25 protein-coding genes and 1 pseudogene are annotated in these 26,238 nt (G+C 69.8%); 8 read left to right on the top strand and 18 right to left on the bottom strand.

Annotation, left to right across the window (positions count from 1 at the left end):
• Positions 1–67: 67 nt before the first annotated feature.
• Positions 68–709: a DUF6230 family protein gene (locus EDD92_RS32030; protein ID WP_123967538.1), complete on the bottom strand. Its 642-nt coding sequence runs from the start codon at positions 707–709 to the stop codon at positions 68–70.
• A 646-nt stretch (positions 710–1,355) separates the two neighbouring features.
• On the bottom strand, positions 1,356–2,336 hold the full coding sequence (locus EDD92_RS32020) for a tetratricopeptide repeat protein (RefSeq protein WP_123967537.1): 981 nt from the start codon (positions 2,334–2,336) through the stop codon (positions 1,356–1,358).
• Positions 2,337–2,566: 230 nt separating this feature from the next.
• Here EDD92_RS32020 and EDD92_RS32015 point away from each other — a divergent pair, with 230 nt between their 5' ends.
• The gene (locus EDD92_RS32015) at positions 2,567–3,196 is read left to right on the top strand and encodes a TetR/AcrR family transcriptional regulator (RefSeq protein ID WP_123967536.1); all 630 of its coding nucleotides are present in this window, start codon (positions 2,567–2,569) and stop codon (positions 3,194–3,196) included.
• A 21-nt stretch (positions 3,197–3,217) separates the two neighbouring features.
• Here EDD92_RS32015 and EDD92_RS32010 read toward each other — a convergent pair whose 3' ends face one another.
• Positions 3,218–4,219 carry a serine protease gene (locus tag EDD92_RS32010; protein ID WP_123967535.1) on the bottom strand — a complete coding sequence of 334 codons (1,002 nt, stop codon included), beginning with the start codon at positions 4,217–4,219 and terminating at the stop codon, positions 3,218–3,220.
• Positions 4,220–4,349: 130 nt separating this feature from the next.
• Positions 4,350–6,050 carry a methylmalonyl-CoA mutase gene (locus tag EDD92_RS32005; RefSeq protein WP_123967534.1) on the bottom strand — a complete coding sequence of 567 codons (1,701 nt, stop codon included), beginning with the start codon at positions 6,048–6,050 and terminating at the stop codon, positions 4,350–4,352.
• A 108-nt stretch (positions 6,051–6,158) separates the two neighbouring features.
• Between EDD92_RS32005 and EDD92_RS32000 the strand changes: the two genes are divergently transcribed.
• On the top strand, positions 6,159–6,869 hold the full coding sequence (locus EDD92_RS32000; protein ID WP_123967533.1) for a hypothetical protein: 711 nt from the start codon (positions 6,159–6,161) through the stop codon (positions 6,867–6,869).
• 84 nt (positions 6,870–6,953) lie between these two features.
• Here the strand turns inward: EDD92_RS32000 and EDD92_RS31995 are convergent, their stop codons facing one another.
• Genes EDD92_RS31995 through EDD92_RS31985 form a run of 3 tightly spaced genes read right to left on the bottom strand, consistent with a single transcriptional unit; the run spans position 6,954 to position 9,142 of the window.
• Positions 6,954–7,292 (bottom strand): DUF3817 domain-containing protein, encoded by a 339-nt coding sequence (locus EDD92_RS31995; RefSeq protein ID WP_123967532.1) that lies wholly within the window; start codon positions 7,290–7,292, stop codon positions 6,954–6,956.
• 43 nt (positions 7,293–7,335) lie between these two features.
• Positions 7,336–7,845, bottom strand: a complete 510-nt coding sequence (locus tag EDD92_RS31990) for a MarR family winged helix-turn-helix transcriptional regulator (RefSeq protein WP_123967531.1) — start codon at positions 7,843–7,845, stop codon at positions 7,336–7,338.
• Positions 7,846–7,855: 10 nt separating this feature from the next.
• Positions 7,856–9,142 carry an MFS transporter gene (locus tag EDD92_RS31985; protein ID WP_123967530.1) on the bottom strand — a complete coding sequence of 429 codons (1,287 nt, stop codon included), beginning with the start codon at positions 9,140–9,142 and terminating at the stop codon, positions 7,856–7,858.
• Positions 9,143–9,247: 105 nt separating this feature from the next.
• Here EDD92_RS31985 and EDD92_RS31980 point away from each other — a divergent pair, with 105 nt between their 5' ends.
• Together EDD92_RS31980 and EDD92_RS31975 are read left to right on the top strand one after the other, a co-directional pair.
• Positions 9,248–10,231 carry a DUF5937 family protein gene (locus tag EDD92_RS31980; protein WP_123967529.1) on the top strand — a complete coding sequence of 328 codons (984 nt, stop codon included), beginning with the start codon at positions 9,248–9,250 and terminating at the stop codon, positions 10,229–10,231.
• A gap of 102 nt (positions 10,232–10,333) precedes the next feature.
• Positions 10,334–11,332, top strand: a complete 999-nt coding sequence (locus tag EDD92_RS31975; RefSeq protein WP_123967528.1) for a glycoside hydrolase family 6 protein — start codon at positions 10,334–10,336, stop codon at positions 11,330–11,332.
• 51 nt (positions 11,333–11,383) lie between these two features.
• On the opposite strand, the gene EDD92_RS31970 is transcribed toward EDD92_RS31975, so the two are convergent.
• The 7 genes from EDD92_RS31970 to EDD92_RS31940 form a co-directional block, all read right to left on the bottom strand.
• Entirely contained in the window at positions 11,384–13,384 is a 2,001-nt protein-coding gene (locus EDD92_RS31970) for a kelch motif-containing protein (RefSeq protein ID WP_123967527.1), read from the bottom strand.
• 4 nt (positions 13,385–13,388) lie between these two features.
• Positions 13,389–15,188, bottom strand: coding sequence for a glycosyltransferase family 2 protein (locus tag EDD92_RS31965; RefSeq protein ID WP_123970643.1), 1,800 nt, complete (start codon positions 15,186–15,188; stop codon positions 13,389–13,391).
• Between the two features lie 775 nt (positions 15,189–15,963).
• Complete coding sequence (locus EDD92_RS31960; protein WP_123967526.1) at positions 15,964–16,614, bottom strand: TetR/AcrR family transcriptional regulator; 651 nt, start codon at positions 16,612–16,614, stop codon at positions 15,964–15,966.
• The gene (locus tag EDD92_RS31955) at positions 16,611–17,267 is read right to left on the bottom strand and encodes a DUF4166 domain-containing protein (RefSeq protein WP_123970642.1); all 657 of its coding nucleotides are present in this window, start codon (positions 17,265–17,267) and stop codon (positions 16,611–16,613) included. The genes EDD92_RS31960 and EDD92_RS31955 overlap by 4 nt, the downstream gene beginning before the upstream one ends.
• An 89-nt stretch (positions 17,268–17,356) precedes the next feature.
• Complete coding sequence (locus tag EDD92_RS31950; RefSeq protein WP_123967525.1) at positions 17,357–18,118, bottom strand: hypothetical protein; 762 nt, start codon at positions 18,116–18,118, stop codon at positions 17,357–17,359.
• Positions 18,119–18,279: 161 nt separating this feature from the next.
• Entirely contained in the window at positions 18,280–18,573 is a 294-nt protein-coding gene (locus EDD92_RS31945; protein ID WP_123967524.1) for an MTH1187 family thiamine-binding protein, read from the bottom strand.
• Complete coding sequence (locus tag EDD92_RS31940) at positions 18,570–18,926, bottom strand: DUF3817 domain-containing protein (protein WP_123967523.1); 357 nt, start codon at positions 18,924–18,926, stop codon at positions 18,570–18,572. Before EDD92_RS31940 ends, EDD92_RS31945 begins: the two co-directional genes overlap by 4 nt.
• 165 nt (positions 18,927–19,091) lie before the next feature.
• Here EDD92_RS31940 and EDD92_RS31935 point away from each other — a divergent pair, with 165 nt between their 5' ends.
• The 4 genes from EDD92_RS31935 (at position 19,092) to EDD92_RS31920 (ending at position 21,745) form a co-directional block, all read left to right on the top strand.
• The gene (locus EDD92_RS31935; protein ID WP_030950024.1) at positions 19,092–19,724 is read left to right on the top strand and encodes an AIM24 family protein; all 633 of its coding nucleotides are present in this window, start codon (positions 19,092–19,094) and stop codon (positions 19,722–19,724) included.
• A 1-nt stretch (position 19,725) separates the two neighbouring features.
• Positions 19,726–20,376, top strand: coding sequence for an AIM24 family protein (locus tag EDD92_RS31930; protein WP_123967522.1), 651 nt, complete (start codon positions 19,726–19,728; stop codon positions 20,374–20,376).
• Complete coding sequence (locus EDD92_RS31925) at positions 20,373–21,173, top strand: AIM24 family protein (RefSeq protein ID WP_123967521.1); 801 nt, start codon at positions 20,373–20,375, stop codon at positions 21,171–21,173. The genes EDD92_RS31930 and EDD92_RS31925 overlap by 4 nt, the downstream gene beginning before the upstream one ends.
• Positions 21,174–21,268: 95 nt before the next feature.
• Positions 21,269–21,745 carry a MarR family winged helix-turn-helix transcriptional regulator gene (locus tag EDD92_RS31920; protein ID WP_123967520.1) on the top strand — a complete coding sequence of 159 codons (477 nt, stop codon included), beginning with the start codon at positions 21,269–21,271 and terminating at the stop codon, positions 21,743–21,745.
• A gap of 179 nt (positions 21,746–21,924) precedes the next feature.
• On the opposite strand, the gene EDD92_RS52175 is transcribed toward EDD92_RS31920, so the two are convergent.
• The 4 genes and pseudogenes from EDD92_RS52175 to EDD92_RS31900 all read right to left on the bottom strand — a co-directional run bounded on the left by EDD92_RS52175 (position 21,925) and on the right by EDD92_RS31900 (position 26,144).
• Positions 21,925–23,100, bottom strand: a complete 1,176-nt coding sequence (locus EDD92_RS52175; RefSeq protein ID WP_311736817.1) for an MFS transporter — start codon at positions 23,098–23,100, stop codon at positions 21,925–21,927.
• A gap of 45 nt (positions 23,101–23,145) precedes the next feature.
• Positions 23,146–23,760: pseudogene (locus tag EDD92_RS31910) on the bottom strand (MFS transporter); the annotation flags it as partial.
• A 188-nt stretch (positions 23,761–23,948) separates the two neighbouring features.
• Positions 23,949–24,905 (bottom strand): methylmalonyl Co-A mutase-associated GTPase MeaB, encoded by a 957-nt coding sequence (gene meaB / locus EDD92_RS31905; RefSeq protein WP_123967519.1) that lies wholly within the window; start codon positions 24,903–24,905, stop codon positions 23,949–23,951.
• 36 nt (positions 24,906–24,941) lie between these two features.
• Positions 24,942–26,144, bottom strand: coding sequence for an acetyl-CoA C-acetyltransferase (locus EDD92_RS31900; RefSeq protein ID WP_030950035.1), 1,203 nt, complete (start codon positions 26,142–26,144; stop codon positions 24,942–24,944).
• Between the last annotated feature and the right edge of the window lie 94 nt (positions 26,145–26,238).

Here is a 26,238-nt window from a genome sequence, read left to right as displayed (position 1 = left end):
TGTGAAGAATGTGATGGAAGGTGGACGGGCGGGGGCGCCATCGGCTCCCCCGCCCGTCACGGAGTGCTTAGTAGCACTCCTTGGCATCCGTCGAGATCGACATCCTCAGTCCGCTGAGCTTGAAGGTTCCGGCCGTGGTGGCCCACGCCGTCTGCTTCACACCGGTCAGCGAGGCATGCCTGGCCTCTTGCGCGAATCCGTTCGGGTTCGTCTTGTCGTTCTCCGCGATACCCGGACCCTTGGTCGCGGACTTGGCGGCGACACCGATGTTGATGTCGCTGAAAGTCGCGTCGGCACTCAGGTCATCGAGGTCGATGTACAGCTTGTCGGCCTCGACCTCTTTGGCGCCGGTGCGCGGGTCGCCCGCCCTCAGGATCAGGCTGACCTTCCCGAAGATCGGGACGTTCGGCGTGACCACTGACTGGCACAGGTTGGTGATCTTCGCGGAGTTGAACGCCGAGACCGCCACCGGACGAACCGTCGACTTGCCTTCGAGCGTGTAGCCCGCGTCGACGGCACCGTACTGCTCGAAGCCATCACCTTCCAGCGAGTCGGCCGAGACCTTGAACTGCTGACCCGACACGCTGAACGACGCGGCGAGAGCGCCCTGCGCGAGGGCGACACCTATCGCGGCCGTAGCGGCGACGCTGGGCACCATGACCACAGCGAACCGCTTCCATCTGGTCCCGCCACGCACCTGGGACTCCATATTTCCTCCTTCTCGGACGTACATCTCCTGGCCCTGACTGCTGCCTGTCGGCGGCTCAGCCGGGCAGGGATGGGAGAAGTGCTACGTCCTCGGGAAGGAGAGCGCCCGCACTCGGAGGCGCAAACCGCGCACCGATCACCGGCGATCACCCCCGAGCGACAACCACTGGTCGCGCCTGACACACATCACGCACAACCTTGCTGGACAGGCTTCGCCGAGCCGGCGAAGACCCCCCTGCCCAAGAGCCGGCGCCAGGGGCGCAGGCTCTGCTCGGTGGGGACCCAGGAACTCCCGCAACCCAACCGGCTGTCGGGGTACGGGAAAGGACCGAGCGTCGCCGATCGTGGTGCATTCTCGCCGCCCGCACAAGGGGCTTCGTTACTGGGTAGTAACGGCCGGATAACCGAAGGACGACCCACAGGTCTCGGGCGGCGACAGAGGGTGCTGTCAAGGGGAGGGATAAAACTATTGATCATTGGACAGAATCCGACAGATCGACGCCCAGAACTTACTTGCAGTAACAGCGGCCGCGTTTACCAAGTTTTGGTAAAGCGCGGCCGCACTGACGTTCCTTCGGCAAATCTTTCACTCGGGCATCACATGCCCTGGTGTTTAGCGACTGGTCAGAACCGGGCCGCCGCCCTGCTCAGAACAGTGCCCGCGCGAGCGCCCTGCGGGCCGCCGCCACCCTCGGATCATCCGCCCCAACGACCTCAAAGAGCTCCAGCAGTCGCAGACGTACCGTGTCCCGGTCGTCACCCGCCGTGCGCTGGATCGTGGCGATGAGCCGCCCGAATGCGTCCTCCACATGACCGCCGACCAGATCCAGATCGGCCGCGGCGATCTGGGCCTCGGGGTCGGCCGGCTTCTCGGCGGCATCCTTGCGCACCCGCTGCGGGTCGAGTCCGCCCACGCGCTGCAGCAACTCGGCCTGGGCGAGGCCCAGTTTGGCCTCCGGGTTGCCCGGGTCCTCGCTCAGCACGTTCTTGTACGCCTGCACCGCACCGCCGAAGTCCCCCGAGTCCAGGGCCCGTACGGCCGCCTCGAGCAGCGCGTCGTAGGGTCCGGCAGGCTGAGCCTCGGGCGCGGCCTGGCTGCCGCCCGGCTCGGCGTCGGGGTCAACGGTCAGGCCGGTCAGGCCGAAGCGCTGCTCGGCCACCTGCACGAGCTGGTCGAGGGTCTGGCGGATCTGCTGTTCGCCGGCGGCCCCCTGGAAGAGCGGCAGCGCCTGCCCCGCCACCACGGCGAAGACGGCCGGGATCCCCTGGATCCCGAACTGCTGCATCAGCATCTGGTTGGCGTCGACGTCGACCTTGGCAAGGAGGAAACGCCCGTTGTACTCGACGGCGAGTCGCTCCAGGACGGGGCTCAGCTGCTTGCAGGGCTCGCACCACTCGGCCCAGAAGTCGATGACGACGGGCACCTCGGTGGACCGCTGCAGGACCTCGCGCTCGAACCCGGCCTCGTCGACGTCGATGACGAGATCGGCCGGGGAGACGGCTCCCGGGCCGCCGCCCTGGCGGGCCGCTTCGGCGCGCGCCTGCTCCGCCTTCGTCTTGGCCTCCTGGGCCGCCTTCACCGCGGCGAGGTCGACGACTCCGCTCATGGACATGTTCCGTGGCTGCATGCGTCTATCCTCCCCCGTTCCCGCGCATGAGTGAAAAGCGTTGAGAAAGCCGGTCCTGTTGCGTTCTGTTCGACGCGGGGTCCCCACCCCATGCCAGTGGTCGTCGCCCATGGAGTCACTCACGAGCTTTCGCTACGAGTCGTAGCGTAATGGCACCGAGTGCCTCCGGAAAACCACCCCCTGGTGATCTCCCTCACGGCCTCACAGGAACCGCCGGTTATGGTCGTGGGATGCAGAGCCGCACTCCCGCCACCCGCGCCTCGGGACGCCCGCGCAGCGCCGAGGCGGACGCCGCGATCCTCGCGGCCACCCGGGAGGCCCTGGTGGAGCTGGGCTGGTCGAAGCTCACCCTGGGAGACGTCGCGATGCGGGCGCGGGTTGCAAAAACCACGCTCTACCGCCGCTGGTCCGGCAAGAACGAGCTCGTCGTCGACGCGGTGGCCGAGCTCTTCGACGAACTGGTCCTCCCCGAGCGCGGCAGCCTGGCCGCCGACATCGAGGGCGTGGTCCTGCAGTTCGCGGCGATCCTGGCCCGCCCGGAGGCGGCGAGCGGCCTGATGGCGGTGATCGCCGAGTCGACCCGCGACGACGCCCTGCGCGAGCGCATCCGCTCCTCGATCGTGGAACGCCAGAAGAGACTGGTCCTGGAGGGCCGCGCCCGTGCCCAGACCCGCGGCGAACTGCCCCCCGAGACCGACCCCGAGGAGGCCGTCCGCACGGTCGACCTCATCTTCGACGTGGTCGCGGGCGCCGTGGTCCACCGCACCCTGGTGAGCGGCCGCGCCGCCGACGAGGAGTGGGTACGCGACTTCACCGCACTGCTCCTCGGCGGCCTGGGAGCGGGCACCCCGGAGCCGTAGCCGCCCCCGCTTCCAGGAGGTCTACGACGCTGGGCGGGCCGGCGGGGCGCCGGTGACCGCGTCGCCGTAGAGCTGACCGACGCTCTTGCCGAAGTAGGCGCTGTAGGAGATCTGCGAGGTGTAACCGCCGGTGTGGTAGCCGCCGATGACGCCTACCACCGCCCAGCCGCCCTTCCACGGCACCAGCATCGGTCCGCCACTGGTGCCGCCCACGAACGCGTCACAGGCGATGCGCGGATAGCTGCCGGGCTCGTCGGGGTCGTCGCTGTCGTAGCGGGTGGTGCGGCTCCAGCACTCCAGCGGCTTGTCCGCGCCTCCCGGGTAGCCGATCATCCGCACCGGGGCGTGGTGGTACCCGGTGTCGGTGAGCAACTGCACCGCGCCGGCTGCGTCCTGCACCTGCTTGCCGTCCTGGTTGGGCTCGGTGACGGCGAAGCCGTAGTCGTACTGGGCGCCGGCGTGCTCCTTCAGGTCGTAGTACTGCTGCGGGACGTAGACGCCGTTGACCCGGACCGGGAACACGCCGAACGGCTTGAGTCCGTCGTGGTACTGCGGCACGAAGGCCAGATTGCGGCGCGGAGAGGTGCCGGAGTACCCCCTCAGACAGTGGCCCGCGCTCAGCACCAGGTCGTGGCCCGGACTGCGCACCACGGAGCCGCTGCAGGTGCGCCCGGTGCCGCCGACGTCGGTCCAGAAGAAGGTGCCGGTCTGGGGCATGCCGTCGAAGCTGTGGCTGGGCGGGATGAACTCGCCGGGCATGGGGCCGTCCACCGAGGAGGAGGCGGCGGCGCCGGTGTCCGGGGCGGTGGAGTAGAGGGAGTCCCTGTCCAGGCCGGTGTCGACGGGCAGCGCGGCTGTCAGCCGGGCCGGGTTCCAGTAGGCGTCCAGCCTTTGTGCCACCGGGTTCGCCGGCGGCGCGACGGAATGCGCGGACGCGACCGGGACGAGCGCGGCGCACGGCAGCACGGCCGCCGCGACCGCGACGGCGGCCCGTACCACTCTGGGTCTGAAAAACCTACGCACCGTCAGTTCCCCTGAGCATCGGCGGACTCGACGAGCCGATGCTATGCACGGGAACGATCGCAGGAAAGGAGGCAGGTCACATTTTCATAAACCCTTCCCCTTTTCGTAAACCCTTCTCCGCTGCCGGCCGTCAGAACCCCGCCGGCTCGGTGTACACCCCCCACTCGTCCCGCAGCACCCCGCAGATCTCACCGAGGGTCGCTTCTGCGCGTACGGCGTCCAGCATCGGCTCGATCATGTTGGCGCCCGAGCGGGCGGCGGCGAGCATGGCATCCAGGGCCGCCCTCGCCCCGGCCTCGTCCCGCGCGGCCCTCCGGCCGCCCAGCACCCGCACCTGCTCCCGCTCCACCTCATGACTGACCCGCAGGATCTCCAGGTCCCCGGTGACGGACCCGTGGTGGACGTTCACGCCGACGACCCGCTTGTCACCCTTCTCCAGGGCCTGCTGGTACCGGAACGCCGACTCGGCGATCTCGCCCGTGAACCAGCCGTCCTCGATCCCTCGCAGAATCCCGGAGGTGATCGGACCGATGGGGTGCCGGCCGTCGGGATGCGCCCGCAGCCCCCGCTCCCTGATCTGCTCGAAGATCTTCTCCGCCTCCGCCTCGATCCGGTCCGTCAGCTGCTCGACGAACCACGAACCGCCCAGCGGATCGGCCACGTTGGCGACCCCGGTCTCCTCCATCAGCACCTGCTGCGTGCGCAGCGCGATCTCCGCCGCCTGCTCGCTCGGCAGCGCGAGGGTCTCGTCCAGCGCGTTGGTGTGCAGCGAGTTGGTCCCGCCGAGCACCGCCGCGAGCGCCTCCACGGCCGTACGCACAACGTTGTTGTACGGCTGCTGGGCGGTCAGGGAGACACCGGCGGTCTGCGTGTGGAAGCGCAGCCACTGCGCCTTCTCGGACTTCGCCCCGTACACGTCCCGCATCCAGCGCGCCCAAATGCGCCGTGCCGCGCGGAACTTGGCGATCTCCTCGAAGAAGTCGACGTGCGCGTCGAAGAAGAAGGACAGCCCGGGCGCGAACACGTCCACGTCGAGCCCGCGGGACAGGCCCAGTTCGACGTACCCGAAGCCGTCCGCCAGCGTGTACGCCAGCTCCTGTGCGGCCGTCGCCCCGGCCTCGCGGATGTGGTAGCCGGAGACGGACAGCGGCTTGTAGGCGGGGATCCCGGCCGCGCAGTACTCCATCAGGTCGCCGATGAGACGCAGATGGGGCTCCGGCTGGAACAGCCACTCCTTCTGGGCGATGTACTCCTTGAAGATGTCGGTCTGCAGCGTGCCGTTGAGCACTCCCGGATCGACACCCTGCCGCTCGGCGGCCACGAGGTACATGCAGAAGACCGGGACGGCCGGACCACTGATGGTCATGGACGTCGTCACGTCACCCAGCGGGATGTCCTTGAACAGGACCTCCATGTCGGCGGCGGAGTCGATGGCGACCCCGCAGTGCCCGACCTCGCCGAGCGAGCGCGGGTCGTCCGAGTCGCGCCCCATGAGGGTCGGCATGTCGAAGGCGACGGACAGACCGCCCCCGCCGTTGGCGAGGATCTTCTTGTAGCGCTCGTTGGTCTGCTCGGCGTTCCCGAACCCGGCGAACTGCCGGATGGTCCATGTACGCCCCCGATAGCCGGTCGGATACAGCCCGCGCGTGAAGGGGTACTCCCCCGGCCACCCGATCCGCTCGAAGCCGTCATACGTGTCCCCTGGCCGGGGCCCGTACACGGGCTCCACGGGATCCCCGGAGAGCGTGGTGAAGTCGGCCTCACGCTTGCGCGAAGCGTCGTACCGGGCCTGCCAGCGACGGCGGCCCTCCTCGATGGCGTCAGCGTCCATACCCTCGAATTTACTTGGACGTCCTAGTAAATGTCGAGAGCAGCCAGAGGGCGGCCGTCCGATCCGAAACGGTCGGCGCCCTCTCAGAAATGCCCTACCTTGTGCCGTATGACGCCTGATGGACCACGCCATCTGCTCGTGCAGGCCCGGGGCGAGCCGTCCCCCCTGTACGAGCCCGCAGGCGGCCCGTGGGACGAGGATCCCGATTCGTTCACCGTCGGCCTACCGCTGGAGGACACCGCTCTCGCCCTGCCCGCGGACCTCCTGGACACCCTGCGCTCCTGGTCCCTGTCCGGCCCTCCGCACGACGAGCGGGGCCTGACGGCGACACAGCGCCTGGCCCGGCACCTCGGCCCGTCCTGGGCGGTCCGCTACTGGGAAGAACGCCGTCGCACGGTGAAGTGGGTGTGCTGGGGCTGCGACCGTCTCCACTGGGAACGCGACAGCCACGGCGCCCCGCCGCATCCCGTGGACATCACGGTCGAGGGCGAGTTCAAGTACGGTCCGCTGCGCTCCGACGGCTTCGGGGACTTCTTCCCCGACGATCCTGCCGCCGCGCTGGACCTGTCCGACGGCCTCGTCGCCGATCTGTACACGTGGGCCAAGGGCATCGACGACACGCTCAACCTGGAACTGCGGGACCGGGAGGACGGCAAGAACGACGCCGAGTGGGAGCGGCTCTTCCGTGAAGGCTCGGCGCTGGCGCAGCGGCTCGCGCACGAGCTGGGCCCGTCGCGGACGGTGACCTACAAGGGACTGGCCAACGGCGGCCTGGCGGCCATCACGTCGGTCAGCCGGCGAGGGGGCCGCCAGGTGTAGAGCAGCCGCCAGGTGTAGAGCAAGGGTGTGTACCCAGCGGGCCTCCCGCCGGGTACACACCCCGATTCATGCCTGCGGTGGCCGCTACGCCTTGGCGACCACGGGCGAGCCCTCGGCGAACTTCGCCTCCAGCTCGTGGCTGATCTTCCGCTCGACGAAGAAGGCGGCCGTCGGGATCGTGCCGGCGAGCAGCACCCACAGCTGCTTGCCGACCGGCCACTTCGCCTTGGAGCCCAGGTCGAAGGCGAAGATCAGGTAGACCACGTAGAGCCAGCCGTGCGCGATGGCGACGACGCGGGTGAAGTCCGCGGCACCGTCGACGTCCAGGCCGTACTTGGCGATCATGCTCAGGCACAGCAGGACCAGCAGCACACCGGTGACGTAGGCCATGACGCGGTAGCGGGTCAGCACGCTCTTCTTCATGGCGTCGAGCGTAACCGCCCGTTCCGGGAGATCTTGGGCCGGGTCAGTCCTCGGCGAAGTCGCTCGCCGCCACCCGCAGCGGTCGCAGCATCGCGAAGATCTCCGCGCACTCCTCGGCGTCGTACGCACCGAGGCCGAAGTCCATCGCCATCAGGTCGCGGGTGGCCGCCTCTACGACCTCGCGGCCCTTGTCGGTGATGGAGGCGAGGGTGCCGCGCCCGTCGTTGGGGTTGGGGCGCTTGGCCACCAGACCCGACTTGACCAGGCGGTCGACGGTGTTCGTCACCGAGGTGGGGTGCACCATGAGCCGCTCGCCGATCTTCGACATCGTCAGCTCGCCCTCCTTGGAGAAGGTGAGCAGCACCAGCGCCTCGTACCGCGCGAAAGTCAGTCCGTAGGGCTTGACCACAGCGTCGACCTCGGCGAGCAGGATCTGGTGCGCGCGCATGATCGAGGTGATGGCCGCCATGGACGGCACGTTTCCCCAGCGCTGCTTCCAGAGCTCGTCGGCGCGGGCGATCGGATCGAAGGGAAGACTGAGCGGCTTTGACACGGAACCGACCTTACCGGCCGGTCACATGGTGGTCAGCCCCGTCTCGCCTTTCGGTCCGCCGGGCTTCCAGAGCGAGCACCGCGCAGCACACCGCGCCCAGCGCTCCGGCCCCCGCGACCGTGGCCGGCACCCCGGCGAACTCCGCGACGACTCCCGCCAGCGCCATCCCCACCCCCTGGATCGTCATCAGCCCGGCGGTGAGGAGGGTCATGGCCCGTCCGCGCAGTTCCTCGGGCACGGCCCGCACGAACCACTGGTCCAGGCCCAGCGTGTACGCCGAGCCCGCCCCCGAGAGCAGGAGCAGGAGCAGGGAGGGGGCGAGGCCGGGGTGCAGGACGTAGCCGAGGTACGGGAGAAGGGTGACGGCGACCAGGGGAAGGGCGATGCGTTCGCGGGTCGCGGGGCGCAGGCGGGAGCCCGCGTACAGCTCGCCGGCGATCGTGCCCACCGGCAGCGCGCACATCAGGAGGCCGAGGCCGACCGAACCGGCGGCCAGTTCGTCGGCATAGGGGGCCGCCAGTGCCTCCGGCGCCACGGCGAACATGGGCGGCACCCAGAAGAGGAGGAGCAGGGCGCGTACGCGACGGTCGGCGAGGAGCTGGCGGGCGCCCTTGAGGGAGTCCTTGACCAGGGCGTTCCCCGCCGGGGTGCGAGCGGGTCTGCGCCGGGTGCCGAAGCGCAGGAGGGCGGCGGAGGCGCAGAAGCCGGCCACGGTGATCAGGAGGGCGTGGCGCGGGGTCACGGCGATCAGGAGCAGTCCGCCCAGGCCGAACCCGACGAGCAGCGCGCTCTGCGACACGATCCGCAGCAGGGAGCGGCCCAGCACGAACAGGTCGCCGTCGCCGAGGATGTCGGCGAGCGTCGCCATCCTGGTCCCCTGGAACACCGGTGAGACGAGGGCGACGCAGCAGCGCAGGGCGAGCAGGACGGCGATGTGCGGGCCGGCCGCCACCATCAGCGCCACGCACGCCGCCTGTGCCATGTCACACACCACCAGCACCCGCCGGGGCGGGAAGCGGTCGGCGACCCCCGCGAGGAGGGTTCCGCCCACGACGTACGGCAGAAAGCCCAGCGCGAAGGTGAGCGCGCTCATCAGGGGCGAGCCGGTGAGGTCGTAGACGAGGACGGACAGCGCGATCTCGCTGACGATCACACCGAGCAGGGAGAGCGCGTGCGTCGCGAAGACGGCACGGAACTCGCGGACGGCGAACACGTCGGAATAGCGGCCGTGACCGGCGGGAGGGGCCTGAGCTGGTGCGGGCAGGGTCGTGGTGCCCTCGGGCTCGTCTGGTGGCATGGGCAGCAGCGTCCTCGGCCGGGGTGGGGCATCCTAGAGAATCGGCAGCAGCCGAATGTCGACGTCACCCGAATGTCGATGTCACCCGAATGCCGAGGGAGGCCCGTGCCGTCACGGCTGCACTTCGGGGAGGACGACTTCCTCCGGTGCCGCTTCGCCGTGTCCCCGCTGTGGGAGGCCCAAGAGGTCGTACGGATGCTCAAGCGGCCCGAGCGGCAGGGCTACCACGCCCACTGGCTGCGCCGTACGGGCCGGGTGGCGGCCGGGCTCGACCTCACCGCCCTGTGGCTGCTGATGCCCCGGCGCGGTCACTGCCCCGACTGGCTCTGCCCGCCCCCGATCGGCCCTGCCGCCACCTTCGAGGAGGAGATCGCGGCCGTACGGGCGAGCGACCCGGAGGCGGCACGCGCGGACACCGCGATGTCCCTTGCAGACACCCCGGGCGCCCTCGACTCCCCTCGGGCCCAAAAGTGGCTGCAGGACCCCGTCCGCATGATCGAGGAACTGTCGGACGCGATGGAGGAGGCCTGGCGCGCCCTCATCGCCCCGGACTGGCCCCGGCTGCGCACCCTCCTGGAGGCCGACGTCACCTTCCACTCGCGGCGGCTGGCCGAGGTCGGGCTCGGCGGACTACTGCCGGAGATCAACCGGCGGTTCGGCTGGCAGGCCGGCACGCTCACCGTCGAGTTCAAGGGCCGGCACGAGCGGCGGCTCGGCGGGCAGGGCCTGGTCCTGATGCCGAGCGTCTTCATCTGGCCGGACGTGGTCAGCACCTTCGATCCCCCGTGGCAGCCCACCCTGGCCTACCCGGCGCGCGGCATCGGCGGCCTGTGGGCCGAGCCCGCCGATCGCGCCCCGGACGTTCTCGTACGGCTCCTCGGGCGCGGGCGGGCGGCCGTGCTCGCCGCGCTCGACGAACCCGCCACCACCAGCGCCCTCGCCCACCGCCTCGGCCTGGCCCCGTCCTCCGTCTCCGCGCACCTGACGCTGCTGCGGGACGCCGGCCTCCTCACGGCACGGCGGTACGGCCATCAGGTGCTGTACGAGCGCACGCCGCTGGGCATCGCGCTGGTGTCGTCGGACGCCTGACCGGTCGCGCGGCTGCCATGTCGAACCCTGCAGCCTCAAATCCCTTGTGCAACGATTACTGACGAATCATCAGTAAATGTCACCTTCGCCCCAGGGAGCAGCATGTCCCGGCTGATCCACATCCTCGCGGCTGTCGCGGTCCTCGGGCTTGCGGCGGGCTGCTCGTCCGCGTCCGACATCGACACGGCCGCCGCGGCGGGCCGCGCCGCGAAGAAGGCGGCCCGCGCCGGCGCCCTGGACTTCTGGGTCGACCCGGACAGCCCGGCCGCCAAGCAGATCAAGGAGTGGCGACGGGCGGGCCGTGCCCAGGACGCGCACCTGCTCAAGCGGATCGCGGACGAACCGGAGGCACTGTGGCCGGCCGGCGAGATCGACCCGGGCCCCATCGTGAAGGCGGCCGTCGAGTCCGCGGCCGAGGAGAACCGCACGGCGCTCTTCGTGGCATACGACATCCCGCACCGCGACTGCGGCCAGCACTCCGCGGGCGGGGCAGCCGACGCGGACGCCTACCGGGAGTGGATCGGCAGGTTCGCGGACGCTCTCGGGGACGGCAAGGCCCTGGTCGTCCTCGAACCGGACGCGGTCGCCCACATCGTGGACGGCTGCACACCGGCCGGCTACCACGACGAGCGCGAGCAGCTGCTGAACGAGGCGGTGGTCCGCCTGAAGCAGCAGCCGAACACCAAGGTGTACCTGGACGCGGGCAACCCGGCCTGGATCCGAGATCCGTGGAAGCTGGTCGACCCGCTGAAGCAGGCCGGCATCGAGAAGGCCGACGGCTTCTCCCTCAACGTCTCCAACTTCCAGACGGACGAGCTCACCAAGGCGTACGGCCTCGAGCTCTCCGCCGACCTCGGCGGCAAGCACTTCGTCATCGACACCAGCCGCAACGGCAACGGCCCCCTGTCCGGCGCCTGGTGCAACCCGCCCGGCCGCGCGCTGGGCACCCGCCCGACGACCGACACCGGCGACCCCACCCTCGACGCCTACCTGTGGATCAAGCGGCCCGGGGAGTCCGACGGGACGTGCGGGAGCGGGCCGGCCGCGGGGAAGTGGTGGCCGGAGTACGCCCTGGAGCTGGCACGCAACTCCAAGCCGTAGCAGCCGAGTCGGGCATCGGGCCGGATCAGCGGGGCGGGTCAGCGAGGCGGGTCACTTCACCTGGATCCACCTGGCCTCGGACGGCGTGCCCTGCGCGTCCGTCACGAACAGCATGTACCAGCCGGGCGGCACCAGGGCCCGGTCGTCCGGTACGGAGACCGTCACCGAGTGCGCGTCCTTGGTCAGGCCGAGCTCGATGGAGCGCTGCTCGACGTCGGTGGTGTGGGTGACCGCGCTGGGCCGCATGAGCCGGGCCTTCGCCACCCGTTCGGGGTGGTCGGTGCGGTAGGTCGCGCGGCGGTCCTTGCCGAGCTCTCGCGGGCCGCCCTCCAGTACGGGGCGGTTCTTGCCGTTGCGATGCAGCGCGGGCGGTGTGAAGACCTCCATGCGCTGCTCGAAGTGGCCGAGCTTGGTGTTCTGCTGGTCGTCGAAGAGCGGGTCGGAGCCGAAGGTGGCGACCCGGCCGTCGGGCAGCAGCAGGGCCTCGGAGTGGTAGTTGCGGCCGACGGTGGGCGCGGCCGCCTCGTGGAAGGCGTTGCTCTTCGGGTCGTAGAACTGGGCCTTGAAGATGTTGCTGGCGCTGCGGCCGCGGTAGTCCTCGGAGCCGTTGGTGGTGAACACCGAGTCGTCGGGCATGATCACGCTGTTCAGGTACCGCGTGCCCTGGGGGAGGTCGGGCCCGTCCTTGAAGACCGGGTTGTCCTGCTTCAGATCGACGACGGCCGTGCGCGGGGTCGACCTTCTGGACTCGCCGACGCCTCCGCCGCCCAGGATCATCACCTTCTGGTCCTGCGCGGGCGGCAGCAGCAGGGAGGAGGAGGTCTCCGTCTCGTCGGGGTCGCGCAGCCCCGGCACCTTCCGGAAGGTGTTGCTCCTCAGGTCCCACAGCCCCGGTTCCCGCCCCTGGTCGGCGGGCCCGTAACCGGCGTTGGAGGACGTGTAGAAGAGCTTGCCGCCCTTGGTCAGGAAGAGTGCGGGGTACGTGGGGAAGTACCGCTTCGGGCCGGGCGACCACTTCTTGGTCCTCGGGTCGTAGATCTCGTTGTCCCCGGGATCGATCATGCCGACGTCGTCCAGCCCGGAGACCGCGAGCACCCGCCCGTCGTCGAGTCCGACCAGCGTCGGATACCAGCGGGCCTTCTGCATCGGGTCGACGGGCACGTACCGCTCGGCCACGGGATCGAACTCGTAGGCGGCCCGGATCCCCTGGAAGTCCTGCTTGTCGAGGGTGATCTTCTCGCTCAGCCCGTAGGTGTTGGCCGCGTCCTTGCCGGTCAGCCCGACGATGTCGTACTGCGCCTGCTTCTCGGTCACGGACATCGGACCGGCGTCGACGGCCTCGACGAAGACGCGGGCCTCGCCCGCCACCACCGGCGCCGGAGCCGGGGCCGGGGCCTGCCCGGGCCGCACCGCGCCGCCGGCGCCGGCCGCGGGTGCGGCTGCGGGCTTGGCCTTCGGGACGGTGACGTCGAACCTGCTGACGTACTCGACGCCCGCGGGCGAGCGGAAGCGGGTGCCCTTCTTCAGGAAGACCGGCTTCAGGGGGTTCTCGTTCTTGATCCGCATACCGCCGCCGGCCCGTTTGACCTCGCCGTCGAGCAGTTCGTAGCGGGCCGTGCCGCCCGCCACGAGGAGCCGCCCGTCCGGGAGCTGGGTGTGGCCGGAGCAGAAGAAGTCGGCGGGGGTGGGGATCTTCTTGAAGGTGTTCGCCTTCGGGTCCCACAGGACCGTGTCGAAGGACCCGGCATTGAATTTCTTCTGCTCGTTGCCCGACCCGGCGACGATCAGCACCTTGCCGGTGTGCAGGAGCGCCGCATGGATGGCGTTGGTGCGGTACTTCGCGGGGATGTCGACCCGCCGCCAGGAGCCGTACTTCGCCTGGTACTCGGGCTGGGCGATCTTGTACTCGTGGTACTCCTCGCCGGCGAACTCGACCGCGGCAGGGGCGTTGAGCCCGGCCAGGACCATGATGCCCCCGACCCCGAGGACGGTCCTCCTGGTCGTCCTGTTCCTGGAACTCTTCCGGTACTTGTTCTCAGCGTTCCGGGCCATGGCGCTAGCTGCCTCCTGTCGTGGTTCCGGAGACCGGGGAGCCCGCGCCGCTGGTGGCGAGGGCGGGCTCCGTGCCGTCGACGGCACGAGTGGTCCGATGCGGTGCCTGCCGCTTCCGCCGCTCCTTGAGAAGCGTGGAGCACCACACCGCGACCGGCGCGAGGGCGATGGCCATGGCCAGGACCGCCCAGGTGCGCATGGCCGCATGGGTGTGGTCCAGGACGACCGAGGCGGCCAGGGAGACCGCGAGGAGGATCGCCCAGAAGAGGTGGATACGGAAGGTGAGCAGCCGGTCGGCACTGGCGTCCGCGCCCTTGGGGGTCACGACGAACCTGCTGGGCCGGCGGACGAGCGCCTCACCGAAGGACTTGAGGTAGATCGGGGCGGCCAGGGCCGACATGGCCATGCCGGCGAGACCGCCGGACCCCTCCGGCTCATGGGGCGAGATGTTGTGCCGACGGTTCCACAGATACAGCCCGATCTGCAGAGCGGCGGCATCGCTGTAGAGCATCAGCCACACCGAGGAGGCCACCTGCGTGCCCGAGGCCCCGAACCAGAGGAAGAGAACACAACTGAGGATGCCCAGAAGCCAGTTGACGGCCGTCATCGGGTAGTAGACGAGCATCAGGGTGTACGAGAACAGCCGCCCCGGGGGCATCCTGAACAGCGCTCTCCCGTACTGCTTGAACAGCGTTTCGTAGGTCCCCCGCGACCAGCGCATCTGCTGCGTGAAGAAGTCGGTCCAGGAGGCGGGCCCCTCTCCGACGGCGAGTACGTCCGGTGTGTACACGGACCGCCAGTGGTTGCCGGTGACGGGATTGCGCCGCTGGTGTATCTCGAAACCGGTGGCCATGTCCTCGGTGATCGAGTCGTACAGCCCGCCTATCTGCTTCACGGCGGCGATCCGCACCACATTGTTCGTACCGACGAACATGGGCGAGCGATACCGGTTCCCGGCACGCTGGATCAGCGCATGAAAGAGGAACTGCTGCGACTCGGCGGCCTTGGTGACGGGATGGTCGGCATAGTTCCCGTACACCTGGGGCCCGACCACGAAGGCGACATCGGGATCCCGGAAGTACCCCATCATCCTTTCAAGAAAGTTGGGGCGCGGGACGTGGTCCGTGTCGACGGAGGCGAAGAAGTCGTACGCGTCGCCGTGCACGGCGATCCAGGCGTTGTAGTTGCCGTGCTTGGTCAGGGCCTTGTGCACACCGCCGGCCTGGTTCCACTCCGCAACGCCACGCCGGGTGAAGTGCCGGACCCCGAGCTCCGCGCACAGGGCCTTCGCCTGCTCGTCGTCACCCTCGTCGAGGAGCCATACGTCGAGGACGCTGCCGGGCCCTGTGTGGGTGATCCGGACGGCTCCCTCGAGGGTGGCGCGGACCATCGAGAGGGGTTCCTTGCCAGGGACGTACGTGGTGAGAAAAGCGACGCGGGTACCGGCTTCGGGGACGACCGGAACGGGGTCACGGGCCACCAGCGTGGCATGCGCGACGGAGGCGACATTGACCACCATGAACAGCTCGATGAGCCCGATGGATATGAGCATCGAGACATCGAGCCCGACCAGCCAGCTCTCCCCGCCGTCACGCTCCACCCAGTGGGTCGGCCAGACGAGGTACACGAGCAGCGTGCCGGTGAGCACCGGGGCAAGGGTCATCAGCAGGACAGCGTGTATTCGGCGCGGCTCACTGGAGAGCAGCGAGGTGTACTGCACCTGGTACGACGACGCGTCGCTCGGCTCCGTGAGAGGTCCGGCCAGTCGGCTGTGGGTGTCGTATGCGTAGCCCTCCGACTGCACGGCGCCCTCCAGTGAGTGAGGTGTGATCGGGAGACGAATACCGATCACCGATCACTCCATACAAAAGTGGACTTTCGGGGCCATGGCGACCTGGGGGCGTCCAGCCGGGTGGGCCGAGGGCACCCCCCGCACCCCGCCCTCGCGCCCCACCGAAGGAACGACACCCACGACGAAAGCGGCACCTCCCGCCAGGAAGGGGGCTCCCGCCAGAGGGGGACCTACCGCCGGAAGGAGACCTCCCCCCGGAAGGGGACCTCCCCCCGGAAGGGGACCTCCCGCCGGAAGGGAGAGACTCCCGCTGGGAAGGAAGCGACTCCCGCCAGACAAGGGCGGCTCCCGCCAGAAGCAGCGACTCTCGACGGGCGGGGCGACTCCCGTCGGACAACGGCATCTCCCGCCGGAAGCAGCGACTCTCGACGGGCGGGGCGACTCCCGTCGGACAACGGCGACTCCTGCCGGAAGCAGCGACTCTCGGCGTACTGGGCGACTCCCGTCGGACAACGGCAACTCCCGCCGGACTGCGGCGACTCCCGCAGAAGCAGCGACTCCCGCCCGACTGGGGCGACTCTCGGCGGGCTGGGCGACTCCCGCCGACGGGGCGCTGATCTTCGCCGGCCGGGGATCGGTCTTTCAGCCCGTCCGGCGTTTGAGGACGAGGCCGTTCAGGCCGAGCGGGGGCCTGGGGGCAGAGCCCCCAGCGGGGCTCCGGGGCAGCGCCCCGGGACGGGACGGGTAGGGGCGGCGGGGGCGAGAAAACCCCCGCCGCCCACACCCCTCACCCCCGCCCCACCCGCCGCAACCGATGCCGCACAGCCCGCTGAGCCACCGGCCCGAGCTCCTCCAACACCGCCACCACAGCCCCCAGTTGCTCCAGCGCATCCAACGCCGCAGAAGCCCCCACCGCATCCACCCCCTCGTACAACTCGATCCCCACAAACGCCGCCGCCACAGCCCGAGCCAGCCCCACCGGATCCGCAAACTCCCCCAGCGGCGTATCCGCCAGCACCCTCCCCAGCACCTGCTCGATCTCCACGATCCACAGATCGAGCCCCGCAGCAGTCGCCGGCCCCAGCGTCGCGTGCGTCTGCGCCCCCGCCAACAGCTGGCCGAGCAGCGCGACATGCCCCCCGGCACGCTCCGCCTCGTGCATCTCCCGCCCCACGGCGAGCAGTTCGGACAGCGACGTCACCGCGGCGAACCGTTCGCGATACCGCGCCACCGACTGCTCCGCCCCGTACCGGCAGGCCGCCGCGAGCAGTTCGTCCACCGAGCCGAAGTGGTAGAAGACCAGCGCCTGGTTCACTCCCGCCGCCGTCGCGATCGTACGGGCCGACACCTTCGCGATCCCCTGCTCGGTGAGCGTCCGCAACGCCCCCTCGAGGAGTTTGGCCTTGGTCTCCTGGGACTTCGCCGTCTCGGGACTCACGCGCGCCGCTCCTCGCGCACGGGCCGCAGCCCGGGCCGCACCCCACAGGCCCGGATGTCCGTGTACGTCGCCTCGAAGGACCCCTCGTAGCCGAACAGCGGCCCGAAGTACCTGTTCACCACCCGGACCCGGATACGGAACCGCCCGGCCACGTCGTCGAACGACTCCCGCACCTCGGCGCTCGCTCCGACCAGCTCCGGCACCCGCACGTCCACCACCCCCTCCCGGAACCGGTGTTCGCCGGAGCGGATCAGCAGCGACCCGTCGGGCTCGGCACGGAAGTACAGGTCGCTGGCGAGGTGCTGGTGGGTCCCGAGGTAGTCCAGGATGCGGTCCCCGCGCGGGCTCAGCACCATCTGGGCGTCGAAACGCCGGGAACGTCCGGGCAGGTCGAAGGTGCGCACGAAGGTCACCGTCTCACGCCCGAAGGTGTCGACGTACGGCACATTCTCGATCACAAAGGGAACCTGACGGCCCGGCCTCGGGACGAGGATGTTGCGCGTGGTGCCGAGCGCGAGAAAGGGCTTCACAAAGGATCCGCCGTGCCAGATACGGTCCATCACGCCGCGGCCGGTGCACGCCTCCCCGCTCGCCAGACCGACGGAGAAGCGGCGCTGCAGCTGGGGGTGGAGGCGGTCGAAGTCCGCACCCATGACCGTGCGGAAAATCGAGTCCGTCGAGTCCGTCGAGTCCGTCGAGTCCGTGGAGTCCGTGGAGTCCGTGGAGTCCGTGGAGTTCGCCGTCATCGGTGGTTCTCCAGAGTGCGCAGAACCCGCGGCGCACGCACGCGCGTGGGCGGCGTCCGCAGACAGCGGCGAGCGGCCGGGGTGGCGGACAGCGGCGGTGCGAGGAGAGCCAGCGACAGGGCGACCACCGCCAGCAAGGGCATGGCGTAGAAGAACAGCGGGGCGAACGGTCCGGTCAGCTGCAGCAGGTTGCCGTAACCGAAGCCCGTGCCGGCGAGGGCGATCACCAGGATCCGCACCAGCAGTTCGACGAGCCAGTTCGTCCGCGCCCGCTCCGGAGTGATCCCGCGCTCCAGCCACAGCCGGAGCCGGTCGAAGGACCAGGCCGTCGCCCAGCCCATCAGCGGGCGGAAGAGGAACCGGTCGGCGAGTGCGCCGAAGCCGCCCCAGCGGGGCCGGTAGTCGTAGCCGGTGAGGAAGCGGACGCCGTCTCCGTCGGGGATGTAGCGCCAGTACCCGCTGCCCTCGGCCAGCAGCGAGAGCGGATGCGGCGAGGCGAAACGGAGCGCGGACGTCCGGGTTCCGTCGGGACGCTCCCGCTCGCCCGCCGAGACTCCGGTGCCGGCGACCGTGAGGAAGGGCAGCACCTTTGTGGCGTACCGGAAGCGCTGCGGTCCGCCCTCCGCGTGCGGGAGGTGGTGGATCTCGGTGAAACGGAGGTCCCAGCGCTGGTGCTGGGACGGGTCCTGCGTGCGTGACCACAGTTGGTCGAGGTCGGTGCGGATCCGCGCCTCTATGTAGAGCCCCGAGTGCGTCATATGAATCCCCCAGGTCAGTCCACTGTTTGAGCGAATGCTCAAACAGCTCGACCATGAAAGTACACCTCTTTGAGCGATCGCTCAAAGAGGTGGCACAAGAAAACCCCGGCCCGCGCGGGCCGGGGTTTCACACGAAGGGCTCTTACGACGCCCTGGAGGCTCTACTCGGCGAGATACCGCTCCACCGTCTCCACCTTCGCGGTGAGACCGTCGGTCACTCCCGGGCGGATGTCCGCCTTGAGGACCAGGGACACGCGCGGCGCCCGCGCCTCGACGGCGGCGACGGCGCGCTTGACGACATCCATGACCTCGTCCCACTCACCTTCGATCGAGGTGAACATCGCGTCGGTGCGGTTGGGCAGGCCGGACTCGCGTACGACGCGGACGGCGTCGGCGACGTACTCCCCCACCTCGTCGCCGACACCCAGGGGCGTCACGGAGAAGGCGACGATCATGCGTTGACGATCCCTTCCTTTTCCTTGCGCGCGCGAGCCGCGATGACCTCATCCTCGGCGGCGCGGCGCAGTGTGCGCTCGATGATGAAGCCACCGCCCGGGATGATCGAGTATGCGAAGTAGAGGGCGGCCTTGCCCTTGTTCCACTTGGTGCGGTTCCAGGCGTCGGCCCAGAAGAGCACATAGAGGATGAACAGCACGCCATGGATCGGGCCGAGCACGCGGGCGACGTCGACATCGGGGTTGATCGCGTACTTGATGACCGTGCAGCTGAAGAGAATGATCCAGGACACACCCTCCGGCACGGAGATCAGTCGGAGGCGGCGGATGGCGGAGGCTGTCTTGAGGTCCACGGGTCACCTTCGGGAGTTGCGACGTCGGTCTGCCGGTTTGTGAACGCACGCACAAGCGTCCGCCTATTGTGACAAACGGTTCCCCTGAGGGTGCGGTCAGGGTGCGTCTCCACCCCCGGGCCCTGTGCGGTGCACCCGCCCAGCGGCTACCTTCACGGCGTGGCGATGTTCCGACTGCAAGGCAGCAAGGTGCTCGCCGTCGACATGACCGGGGACGCCGTGAAGGCGAAGAACGGCTCGATGGTCGCGTACGACGGGCAGATGGCCTTCAAGAAGATGAGCGGCGGCGGTGAGGGCATCCGGGGCATGGTGACCCGGCGGCTCACCGGTGAGCAGATGACCGTGATGGAGGTGAAGGGGCACGGGACGTGCTGGTTCGCGGACCGGGCCTCCGAGATCAATCTCGTGAGTCTCCAGGGGGACAAGCTGTATGTGGAGTCGAGCAATCTGCTCGCGACCGACGCCGGCCTCAGGACCGGCACGACCTTCACCGGGCTGCGCGGCGCCTCGCAGGGCAACGGGCTGTTCACGACGACCGTCGAGGGCCACGGCCAGGCGGCGATCATGTCGGACGGCCCGGCGGTGGTGTTGCGGGTGAGCGCGCAGTACCCACTGACGGTGGACCCCGGCGCCTACATCGCGCACCAGGGGAATCTGCGGCAGTCCTTCCAGTCCGGTGTGACGTTCCGCACGTTCTTCGGCGAGGGCGGCGGCGAGGCCTTCCAGATCCGGTTCGAAGGGGACGGGCTGGTGTACGTACAGCCGAGCGAGCGGAACACGATCGCGGGGGATGTGTGACATGCCCTTCCGTGAGATCAACTCCAAGATGGTCGAGGCGACGGTGCTGCCCGGCCAGCGGCTGTTCAGCCAGCGCGGCGCGATGCTCGCGTACAAGGGCGAGGTGTCCTTCACCCCCAACATCCAGGGCGGCCAGGGCGGGATCATGTCGATGATCGGCCGCCGCGTGGCCAACGAGGCCACGCCGCTGATGTCCGTGGAGGGCAGCGGCACGGTCCTGTTCGGGCACGGCGGTCACCACGTCCAGGTCATCAACCTCACCGGCGACACCCTCTACGTGGAGGCGGACCGTCTGCTCGCCTTCGAGGGCACGCTCCAGCAGGGCACGATGTTCATGGGCTCGCAGGGCGGGGTCATGGGCATGGTCCGCGGCCAGGTCACCGGCCAGGGGCTGTTCACGACCACCCTCAAGGGACAAGGCTCGGTGGCCGTGATGGCCCACGGCGGTGTCTTCGAGATCCCGATCACCCCCCAGCGGCCGGTCCACGTCGACCCGCAGGCGTACGTCGCCCACCACGGCGACGTACGCAACAAGCTGTCCACGGCGCTGGGCTGGCGCGACATGGTGGGCCGCGGCTCCGGCGAGGCCTTCCAGCTGGAGCTCAGCGGCAACGGCGCGGTGTACGTCCAGGCCTCGGAGGAGAAGCTGTGAGCGCGTACGGCACCCCGGGCGGCCCGACGGTCTTCGACCCGATGACGCTGCCGGTGGACGACAACGTCAACAAGTACACCTTCTGCGTGGAGCTCAAGGGGAGCCAGTGGTTCCTGCAGAAGGGGAAGATGATCGCCTACTACGGCTCGATGGAGTTCAACGGCATCGGGCACGGCCGACTCGACCGTCTTGTCCGTACGTCCTTTCATTCGCCACTGCATGCGAGCGACTGGGTCGTGGCGGAGGGCTCGGGCAAGATGCTCCTCGCCGACCGGGCCTTCGACGTGAACTCGTACGACCTCGAAGACGGCAACCTGACCATTCGCTCGGGCAATCTGCTCGCTTTTCAGCCAAGTCTCGCGCTCAAGCAATCGATTGTTCCGGGTTTTCTGACCCTGATCGGAACCGGAAAGTTCGTGGCTGCATCTAACGGTCCGGTGGTGTTCATGGAACCGCCGATCCGGGTGGACCCGCAGGCGCTCGTCGGCTGGGCCGACTGCCCGTCGCCGTGCCATCACTACGACCATGGCTACCTGACGGGTGTCATGGGCGGTCTACGTGCGATGACGGGCCTCGGCGGGGCCTCCGGGGAGGAGCACCAGTTCGAGTTCGTGGGGGCCGGCACGGTCCTGCTCCAGTCCTCGGAAACCCTCATGGCCGAGCAGGCCACGGGGGCGGTTCCGCCGGAGCCCGGGGTGCCGGGTGGGGGCGGGGCACAAACGGGCCCTTCACAGCAAGCCGGCTCACCGCGCCTTCCCGGACAGCTGGGGGACCTCCAGCGTCGCTTCGGGCTGTGAGCGGTAGTCTGCGGAGTGTGACGTCGAACGTGTGCGCGCCGACATCACACCACCCTCACTAGTTCGCCTTTCAACATTTTAGGTAGACTTCATTCATGGAGACCGAGACGGCCACGCGCTGGCTGACCGATGCGGAGCAGTGCGCCTGGCGCACCCACCTGGAGGTCAACAGGCTGTTGACGTACCAGCTCGAGAGGGACCTGCAGCCGTTCGGCCTGACTATGAACGACTACGAGATCCTGGTGAACCTCTCCGAGTCGGAGGACGTACGGATGCGGATGAGCGACCTCGCGTCCGCCACCCTCCAGTCCAAGAGCCGCCTCTCCCACCAGATCACCCGGATGGAGAACGCGAACCTGGTCCGCCGTGAGAACTGCGAGTCCGACCGCCGCGGGCTCTACGCGGTCCTCACGGAGCACGGCATGGAGACGATGAAGAAGGTCGCTCCGCATCATGTGGCGTCGGTGCGCAGGCACTTCATCGACCTGCTGTCCCCCGAGGCGATGGCGGAACTCGACAAGGCCCTGAAGCCCATCGCGGAGCACCTGCGCGGGCAGCGGGGACGCCCCTAGCGGTTCAACGGCGCAAGCGGCAGGCGGAGTCCGAAGACGGCCCCGCCTGCCGGTGCGTCCGGACGGCATTCCGCCGTGCCGTACGGCGTGCTCGGGTGGTCCCGAAGAATGGCGATCACTCGCCCCAACTGCCCTTACGATCCAGCCACTTCCGTACGGCAACGACGGCTGACACGTCGTCAGGCTGTGGGGGCGATCTCCTGGCCGCTCCGGTCCGGCACCGCCCGAACGGTGCTCCGCTCACGGCCGCGCCGCACGGTCGCGAGGGCCGTCAGCAGGGCTGCCGCGCCGGCCGCCGTGAAGCACAACGCAGTCGGCAGCCCTCCCACCAGGAGCCCCGCCACGGCCGCGCCTGCCGTACCGCCCGCGTTCACCCCCGTGTTGACCCAGGCACCGGCCCGGACCCGAGCCTCGGGGGCCGCCGCGTCGTCGGCGATCAGATAGGCGGTGGTCAGCGTCGGCGCGACGAAGAACCCCGCGGCCGCCAGCGCGACGGCGAGCGTGCCGAGCCCGGGGGCGAACCCGGCACCGAGCAACGCCACCCCCAGGCCCGCCACCGTCAGGGGCAGCCGCACCGGGGCCGGGACACGCCAGTGGACAGCCCCGTTGACCAGACCGCCGACCGCACTCCCGGCCGACAGCGCAGCCAGCGTCCAGGCCACGGCGCCATCCCCGTAGTGCCGCTGCTCGGCAAAGGCCACCACCACCAGGTCAACCACCCCCAGCGTCAGCCCGACACCACCCGCAGCAACAACGGGCTGCAGAATCCCACGCAGCACACCCGGCCGCCCCGCCCCGCCCCGCAGCCCAACCCGGCGCCCCACGCTCCGCCCGTCAGCCCCCGGCCTGAGCCCGCGCAGCCGACCAGGCGCGATCCCACCCCACCCGGCACGGACTCGGCGCACCACACTCCGCCCAGCAGCCCCCGGCCCGAAGAGCAGCCCGCGCCGCGCCCCCTGCGCGACCGCACCCAGCCCGGCACGGACTCGGCGCAGCACACCACCCAGTCCAGAGACAAGCCCACGCAGCCATCCGCCCACGCCCGCGCCCCGCGCAGAACGGGGCCCGCGCAACGATTCCCGCGCGGCAACACCCCTCCCCGAACGGCATCCACACAGCGCACTCCCCCCAACAGCACACGACTCGCAGAGCACCTCACACCGCGACCTCCGCACGAGCACGCCCCGCCCGGACACGAGCCCACGCAGCCATCCGCCCACGCCCACGCCCCACGCAGAACGGGGCCCGTGCAGCGCACTCCGCCCTGCGCCACTCCGCCCGGGGCCAAGCCCCCTCAGCCACCCCCGCGCGACCACGCCCTGCGTGGGGAGCAGCCCACGCAGCCGTCCCCGCATGCCCGCATCCCGCTTGCCCCCACCCGTGCCCCCTTCGACGGCCCTCGCCGCCCCGACAGCCGGCGACATGACGAACCCGGCCGTGCCTGCCACGATCAGCGCCGTGCCGAAGACGATGCCGGCCGTCGGTGGAGCGAAGCCGACGAGGATGCCGACCAGGAGCGGTCCCGAGACGAAGAGGAGTTCCTCGGCGACGCCGTCGAGGCTGTAGGCGCGCTGCAACAGGGCGCGGTCCGGGGCGATCCTGCCCCATACGGCGCGCATGGTCGGGCCCAGCGGAGGAGTGCAGGCGCCCGCCGTGGCGGTCACGGCGCCCAGGACGAGCGGTGAGACGGCACCGGGGCGCCGGACGAGCAGCGTGAGCAGCCCGAGCAGGGCCGCATACGCCGTGACCATCGGGACGAGCGTGCGGCGCGGCCCGTGCCGGTCGATCAGGGCGGCCCGCGCAGGCGACAGGAAGACGCTGGTGGCGCCGAACAGCGCCATGACGGTGCCCGCCACCGCGTACGACCCCGAGGCGCGGGTCACGGCGAGCATCACCGACAGGGGGACGATTCCGTACGACAGCCTGCCGAGCAGGGCGGCGGCGAAAGTACGGCGGGCATGCGGAATGCGGAGGACGGCGGCATACGACGGCCGTCCCGCTGGCGTGGAAGACACGGGAGTTCCTCGACTCGAGGCGGAAAAGGGGACGCCTGTTCGCCGCGGCGGCCGTGCAGTCAGTCAGTCGGTTCGTCGTTCGACTGCCGCTCGCCGTACGCGGGCCTGGGCGTGCCCTATGCCAAGAGGAGGTACATGCGCATCAACGTAACAGCGCGGGCCAGGAGTTGGCCACGCCATACGTCGCCTCAGCCCTGCGTCAGCCCCGCCACCAGTTCGTCCGCCGCACGGTAGGGGTCCAGGTCCCCGGCCACGATCCGTTCCGCCAGTGCGCTCAGGCGGCGGTCGCCGTGCAGGTCGCCGATGCGTTCCCGTAGGGCCGTCACGGCGATGGTCTCCACCTCGCGCGAGGCGCGGGCCAGGCGGCGTTCCGCCAGTACGCCCCGCTCCTCCATCCATGCGCGGTGCTTCTCCAGGGCTTCGACGACCTCGTCGACGCCCTCGGCGCGCGCTGCGACCGTCTTGACGATCGGCGGGCGCCAGTCGCCCGGGCCGCGGGACTCGCCCAGGCCCAGCATGTGGTTGAGCTCGCGGGCGGTGGCGTCGGCGCCGTCGCGGTCGGCCTTGTTGACGACGTAGACGTCACCGATCTCGAGGATTCCGGCCTTCGCCGCCTGGATGCCGTCGCCCATCCCGGGGGCCAGCAGCACCACGGACGTGTCGGCCTGGGAGGCGATCTCGACCTCCGACTGGCCCACGCCGACCGTCTCGACCAGGATCACGTCGCAGCCCGCCGCGTCCAGCACCCGGATCGCCTGCGGGGCGGCCCACGCAAGCCCGCCCAGGTGGCCTCGGGTCGCCATCGAGCGGATGTACACGCCGGGGTCGGAGGCGTGCTCCGACATCCGCACGCGGTCGCCGAGCAGGGCGCCGCCGGAGAAGGGGGACGACGGGTCGACGGCCAGGACGCCGACCCGCCTGCCCTGCTTGCGGTACGCCGTGACGAGCGCGGACGTGGACGTCGACTTGCCGACGCCCGGCGAGCCGGTCAGACCGACCACGTACGCATTGCCCGTCAGCGGAGCGAGCGCCTCCATGACCTCCCTGAGCTGCGGGGACGCCCCCTCCACCAGGGAGATCAGCCGGGCCACGGCCCGCGGCCGGCCTTCCCTCGCCTGGGCGACGAGTGTGGAGACGTCCTGCATCACAGCTCCGTTCAGAGAGGTACGTGGAGAGAGGGTTCAGGCCTTGGGTACCCGCACGATCAGTGCGTCACCCTGTCCGCCGCCACCGCACAGCGCGGCCGCACCCACACCGCCGCCCCGGCGCTTCAGCTCCAGCGCCAGATGCAGGACGAGCCGGGCACCGGACATGCCGATGGGGTGGCCCAGGGCAATCGCGCCGCCGTTGACATTCACCTTTTCCGTTGAAACTCCGAGGTCCTTCATTGACTGCACGGCCACGGCGGCGAAGGCCTCGTTGATCTCGATGAGGTCCAGGTCCTCGACCTCCAGGCCCTCCTTCTTCAGGGCGTGCAGGATCGCGTTGGACGGCTGCGACTGAAGCGAGTTGTCCGGGCCCGCCACATTGCCGTGGGCGCCGATCTCGGCGATCCAGTCCAGGCCCAGCTCCTGTGCCTTGGCCTTGCTCATCACGACCACGGCCGCCGCACCGTCCGAGATCTGCGAGGCGGAACCGGCCGTGATCGTGCCGTCCCTGGTGAACGCCGGGCGCAGCTTGCCCAGGGACTCCGCGGTCGTGTCGCCGCGGATGCCCTCGTCCTTGCTGAAGAGGACCGGGTCGCCCTTGCGCTGCGGGATCTCCACCGGCGTGATCTCGGCCTCGAAGATGCCGTTCTTCTGGGCGGCGGCCGCGCGCTGGTGGGACAGGGCGGCGATCTCGTCCTGCTCGGGGCGCTGGATGCCCAGGCGCGTGTTGTGCTTCTCCGTGGACTCGCCCATGGCGATGTTCTCGAAGGCGTCGGTCAGGCCGTCGTACGCCATGGCGTCGAGCATCTCGATCGCGCCGTACTTGAAGCCCTCACGGGACTTCGGCAGCAGGTGGGGCGCGTTGGTCATGGACTCCTGGCCGCCCGCGACGATCACGTCGAACTCGCCGGCGCGGATCAGCTGGTCGGCGAGCGCGATGGCGTCGAGGCCGGACAGACACACCTTGTTGACGGTGAGTGCCGGGACGTTCATCGGGATGCCGGCCTTCACGGCGGCCTGGCGTGCCGGGATCTGCCCTGCCCCGGCCTGCAGCACCTGACCCATGATCACGTACTGCACCTGGTCGCCACCGATCCCCGCACGGTCGAGGGCGGCCTTGATCGCGAAGCCGCCGAGGTCGGCTCCGGAGAAGGACTTGAGGGAGCCCAGCAGTCGTCCCATGGGCGTACGTGCCCCCGCGACGATCACCGAGGTGGTGCTGTTCGATCCAGACATGAGCTGCGATCCCCTTCCGGCTGCACTGCCGAGGAGTGAACGAGGGTTTACTTCGAATGTACTGAGTGGCACTCCGTGCCGTCACCCGGCAGTC

Source organism: Streptomyces sp. TLI_185 (assembly GCF_003814765.1).
Taxonomy (GTDB): domain Bacteria; phylum Actinomycetota; class Actinomycetes; order Streptomycetales; family Streptomycetaceae; genus Streptomyces.
This window is presented reverse-complemented; position numbering and strand designations above follow the sequence as displayed.

Coding starts and splice junctions, on each gene's coding strand:
- EDD92_RS31920 (WP_123967520.1), top strand. CDS start 21,269: ATGGAGACCGAGACGGCCACGCGCTGGCTGACCGATGCGGAGCAGTGC.
- EDD92_RS52175 (WP_311736817.1), bottom strand. CDS start 23,100: ATGCGGGGACGGCTGCGTGGGCTGCTCCCCACGCAGGGCGTGGTCGCG.
- EDD92_RS31995 (WP_123967532.1), bottom strand. CDS start 7,292: ATGAAGAAGAGCGTGCTGACCCGCTACCGCGTCATGGCCTACGTCACC.
- EDD92_RS31975 (WP_123967528.1), top strand. CDS start 10,334: ATGTCCCGGCTGATCCACATCCTCGCGGCTGTCGCGGTCCTCGGGCTT.
- EDD92_RS32000 (WP_123967533.1), top strand. CDS start 6,159: ATGACGCCTGATGGACCACGCCATCTGCTCGTGCAGGCCCGGGGCGAG.
- EDD92_RS32020 (WP_123967537.1), bottom strand. CDS start 2,336: ATGCAGCCACGGAACATGTCCATGAGCGGAGTCGTCGACCTCGCCGCG.
- EDD92_RS31970 (WP_123967527.1), bottom strand. CDS start 13,384: ATGGCCCGGAACGCTGAGAACAAGTACCGGAAGAGTTCCAGGAACAGG.
- EDD92_RS31930 (WP_123967522.1), top strand. CDS start 19,726: ATGCCCTTCCGTGAGATCAACTCCAAGATGGTCGAGGCGACGGTGCTG.
- EDD92_RS31900 (WP_030950035.1), bottom strand. CDS start 26,144: ATGTCTGGATCGAACAGCACCACCTCGGTGATCGTCGCGGGGGCACGT.
- EDD92_RS32005 (WP_123967534.1), bottom strand. CDS start 6,050: ATGGACGCTGACGCCATCGAGGAGGGCCGCCGTCGCTGGCAGGCCCGG.
- EDD92_RS31985 (WP_123967530.1), bottom strand. CDS start 9,142: ATGCCACCAGACGAGCCCGAGGGCACCACGACCCTGCCCGCACCAGCT.
- EDD92_RS32015 (WP_123967536.1), top strand. CDS start 2,567: ATGCAGAGCCGCACTCCCGCCACCCGCGCCTCGGGACGCCCGCGCAGC.
- EDD92_RS31950 (WP_123967525.1), bottom strand. CDS start 18,118: ATGACGCACTCGGGGCTCTACATAGAGGCGCGGATCCGCACCGACCTC.
- EDD92_RS31955 (WP_123970642.1), bottom strand. CDS start 17,267: ATGGGTGCGGACTTCGACCGCCTCCACCCCCAGCTGCAGCGCCGCTTC.
- meaB (WP_123967519.1), bottom strand. CDS start 24,905: ATGCAGGACGTCTCCACACTCGTCGCCCAGGCGAGGGAAGGCCGGCCG.
- EDD92_RS31935 (WP_030950024.1), top strand. CDS start 19,092: ATGTTCCGACTGCAAGGCAGCAAGGTGCTCGCCGTCGACATGACCGGG.
- EDD92_RS32030 (WP_123967538.1), bottom strand. CDS start 709: ATGGAGTCCCAGGTGCGTGGCGGGACCAGATGGAAGCGGTTCGCTGTG.
- EDD92_RS31945 (WP_123967524.1), bottom strand. CDS start 18,573: ATGATCGTCGCCTTCTCCGTGACGCCCCTGGGTGTCGGCGACGAGGTG.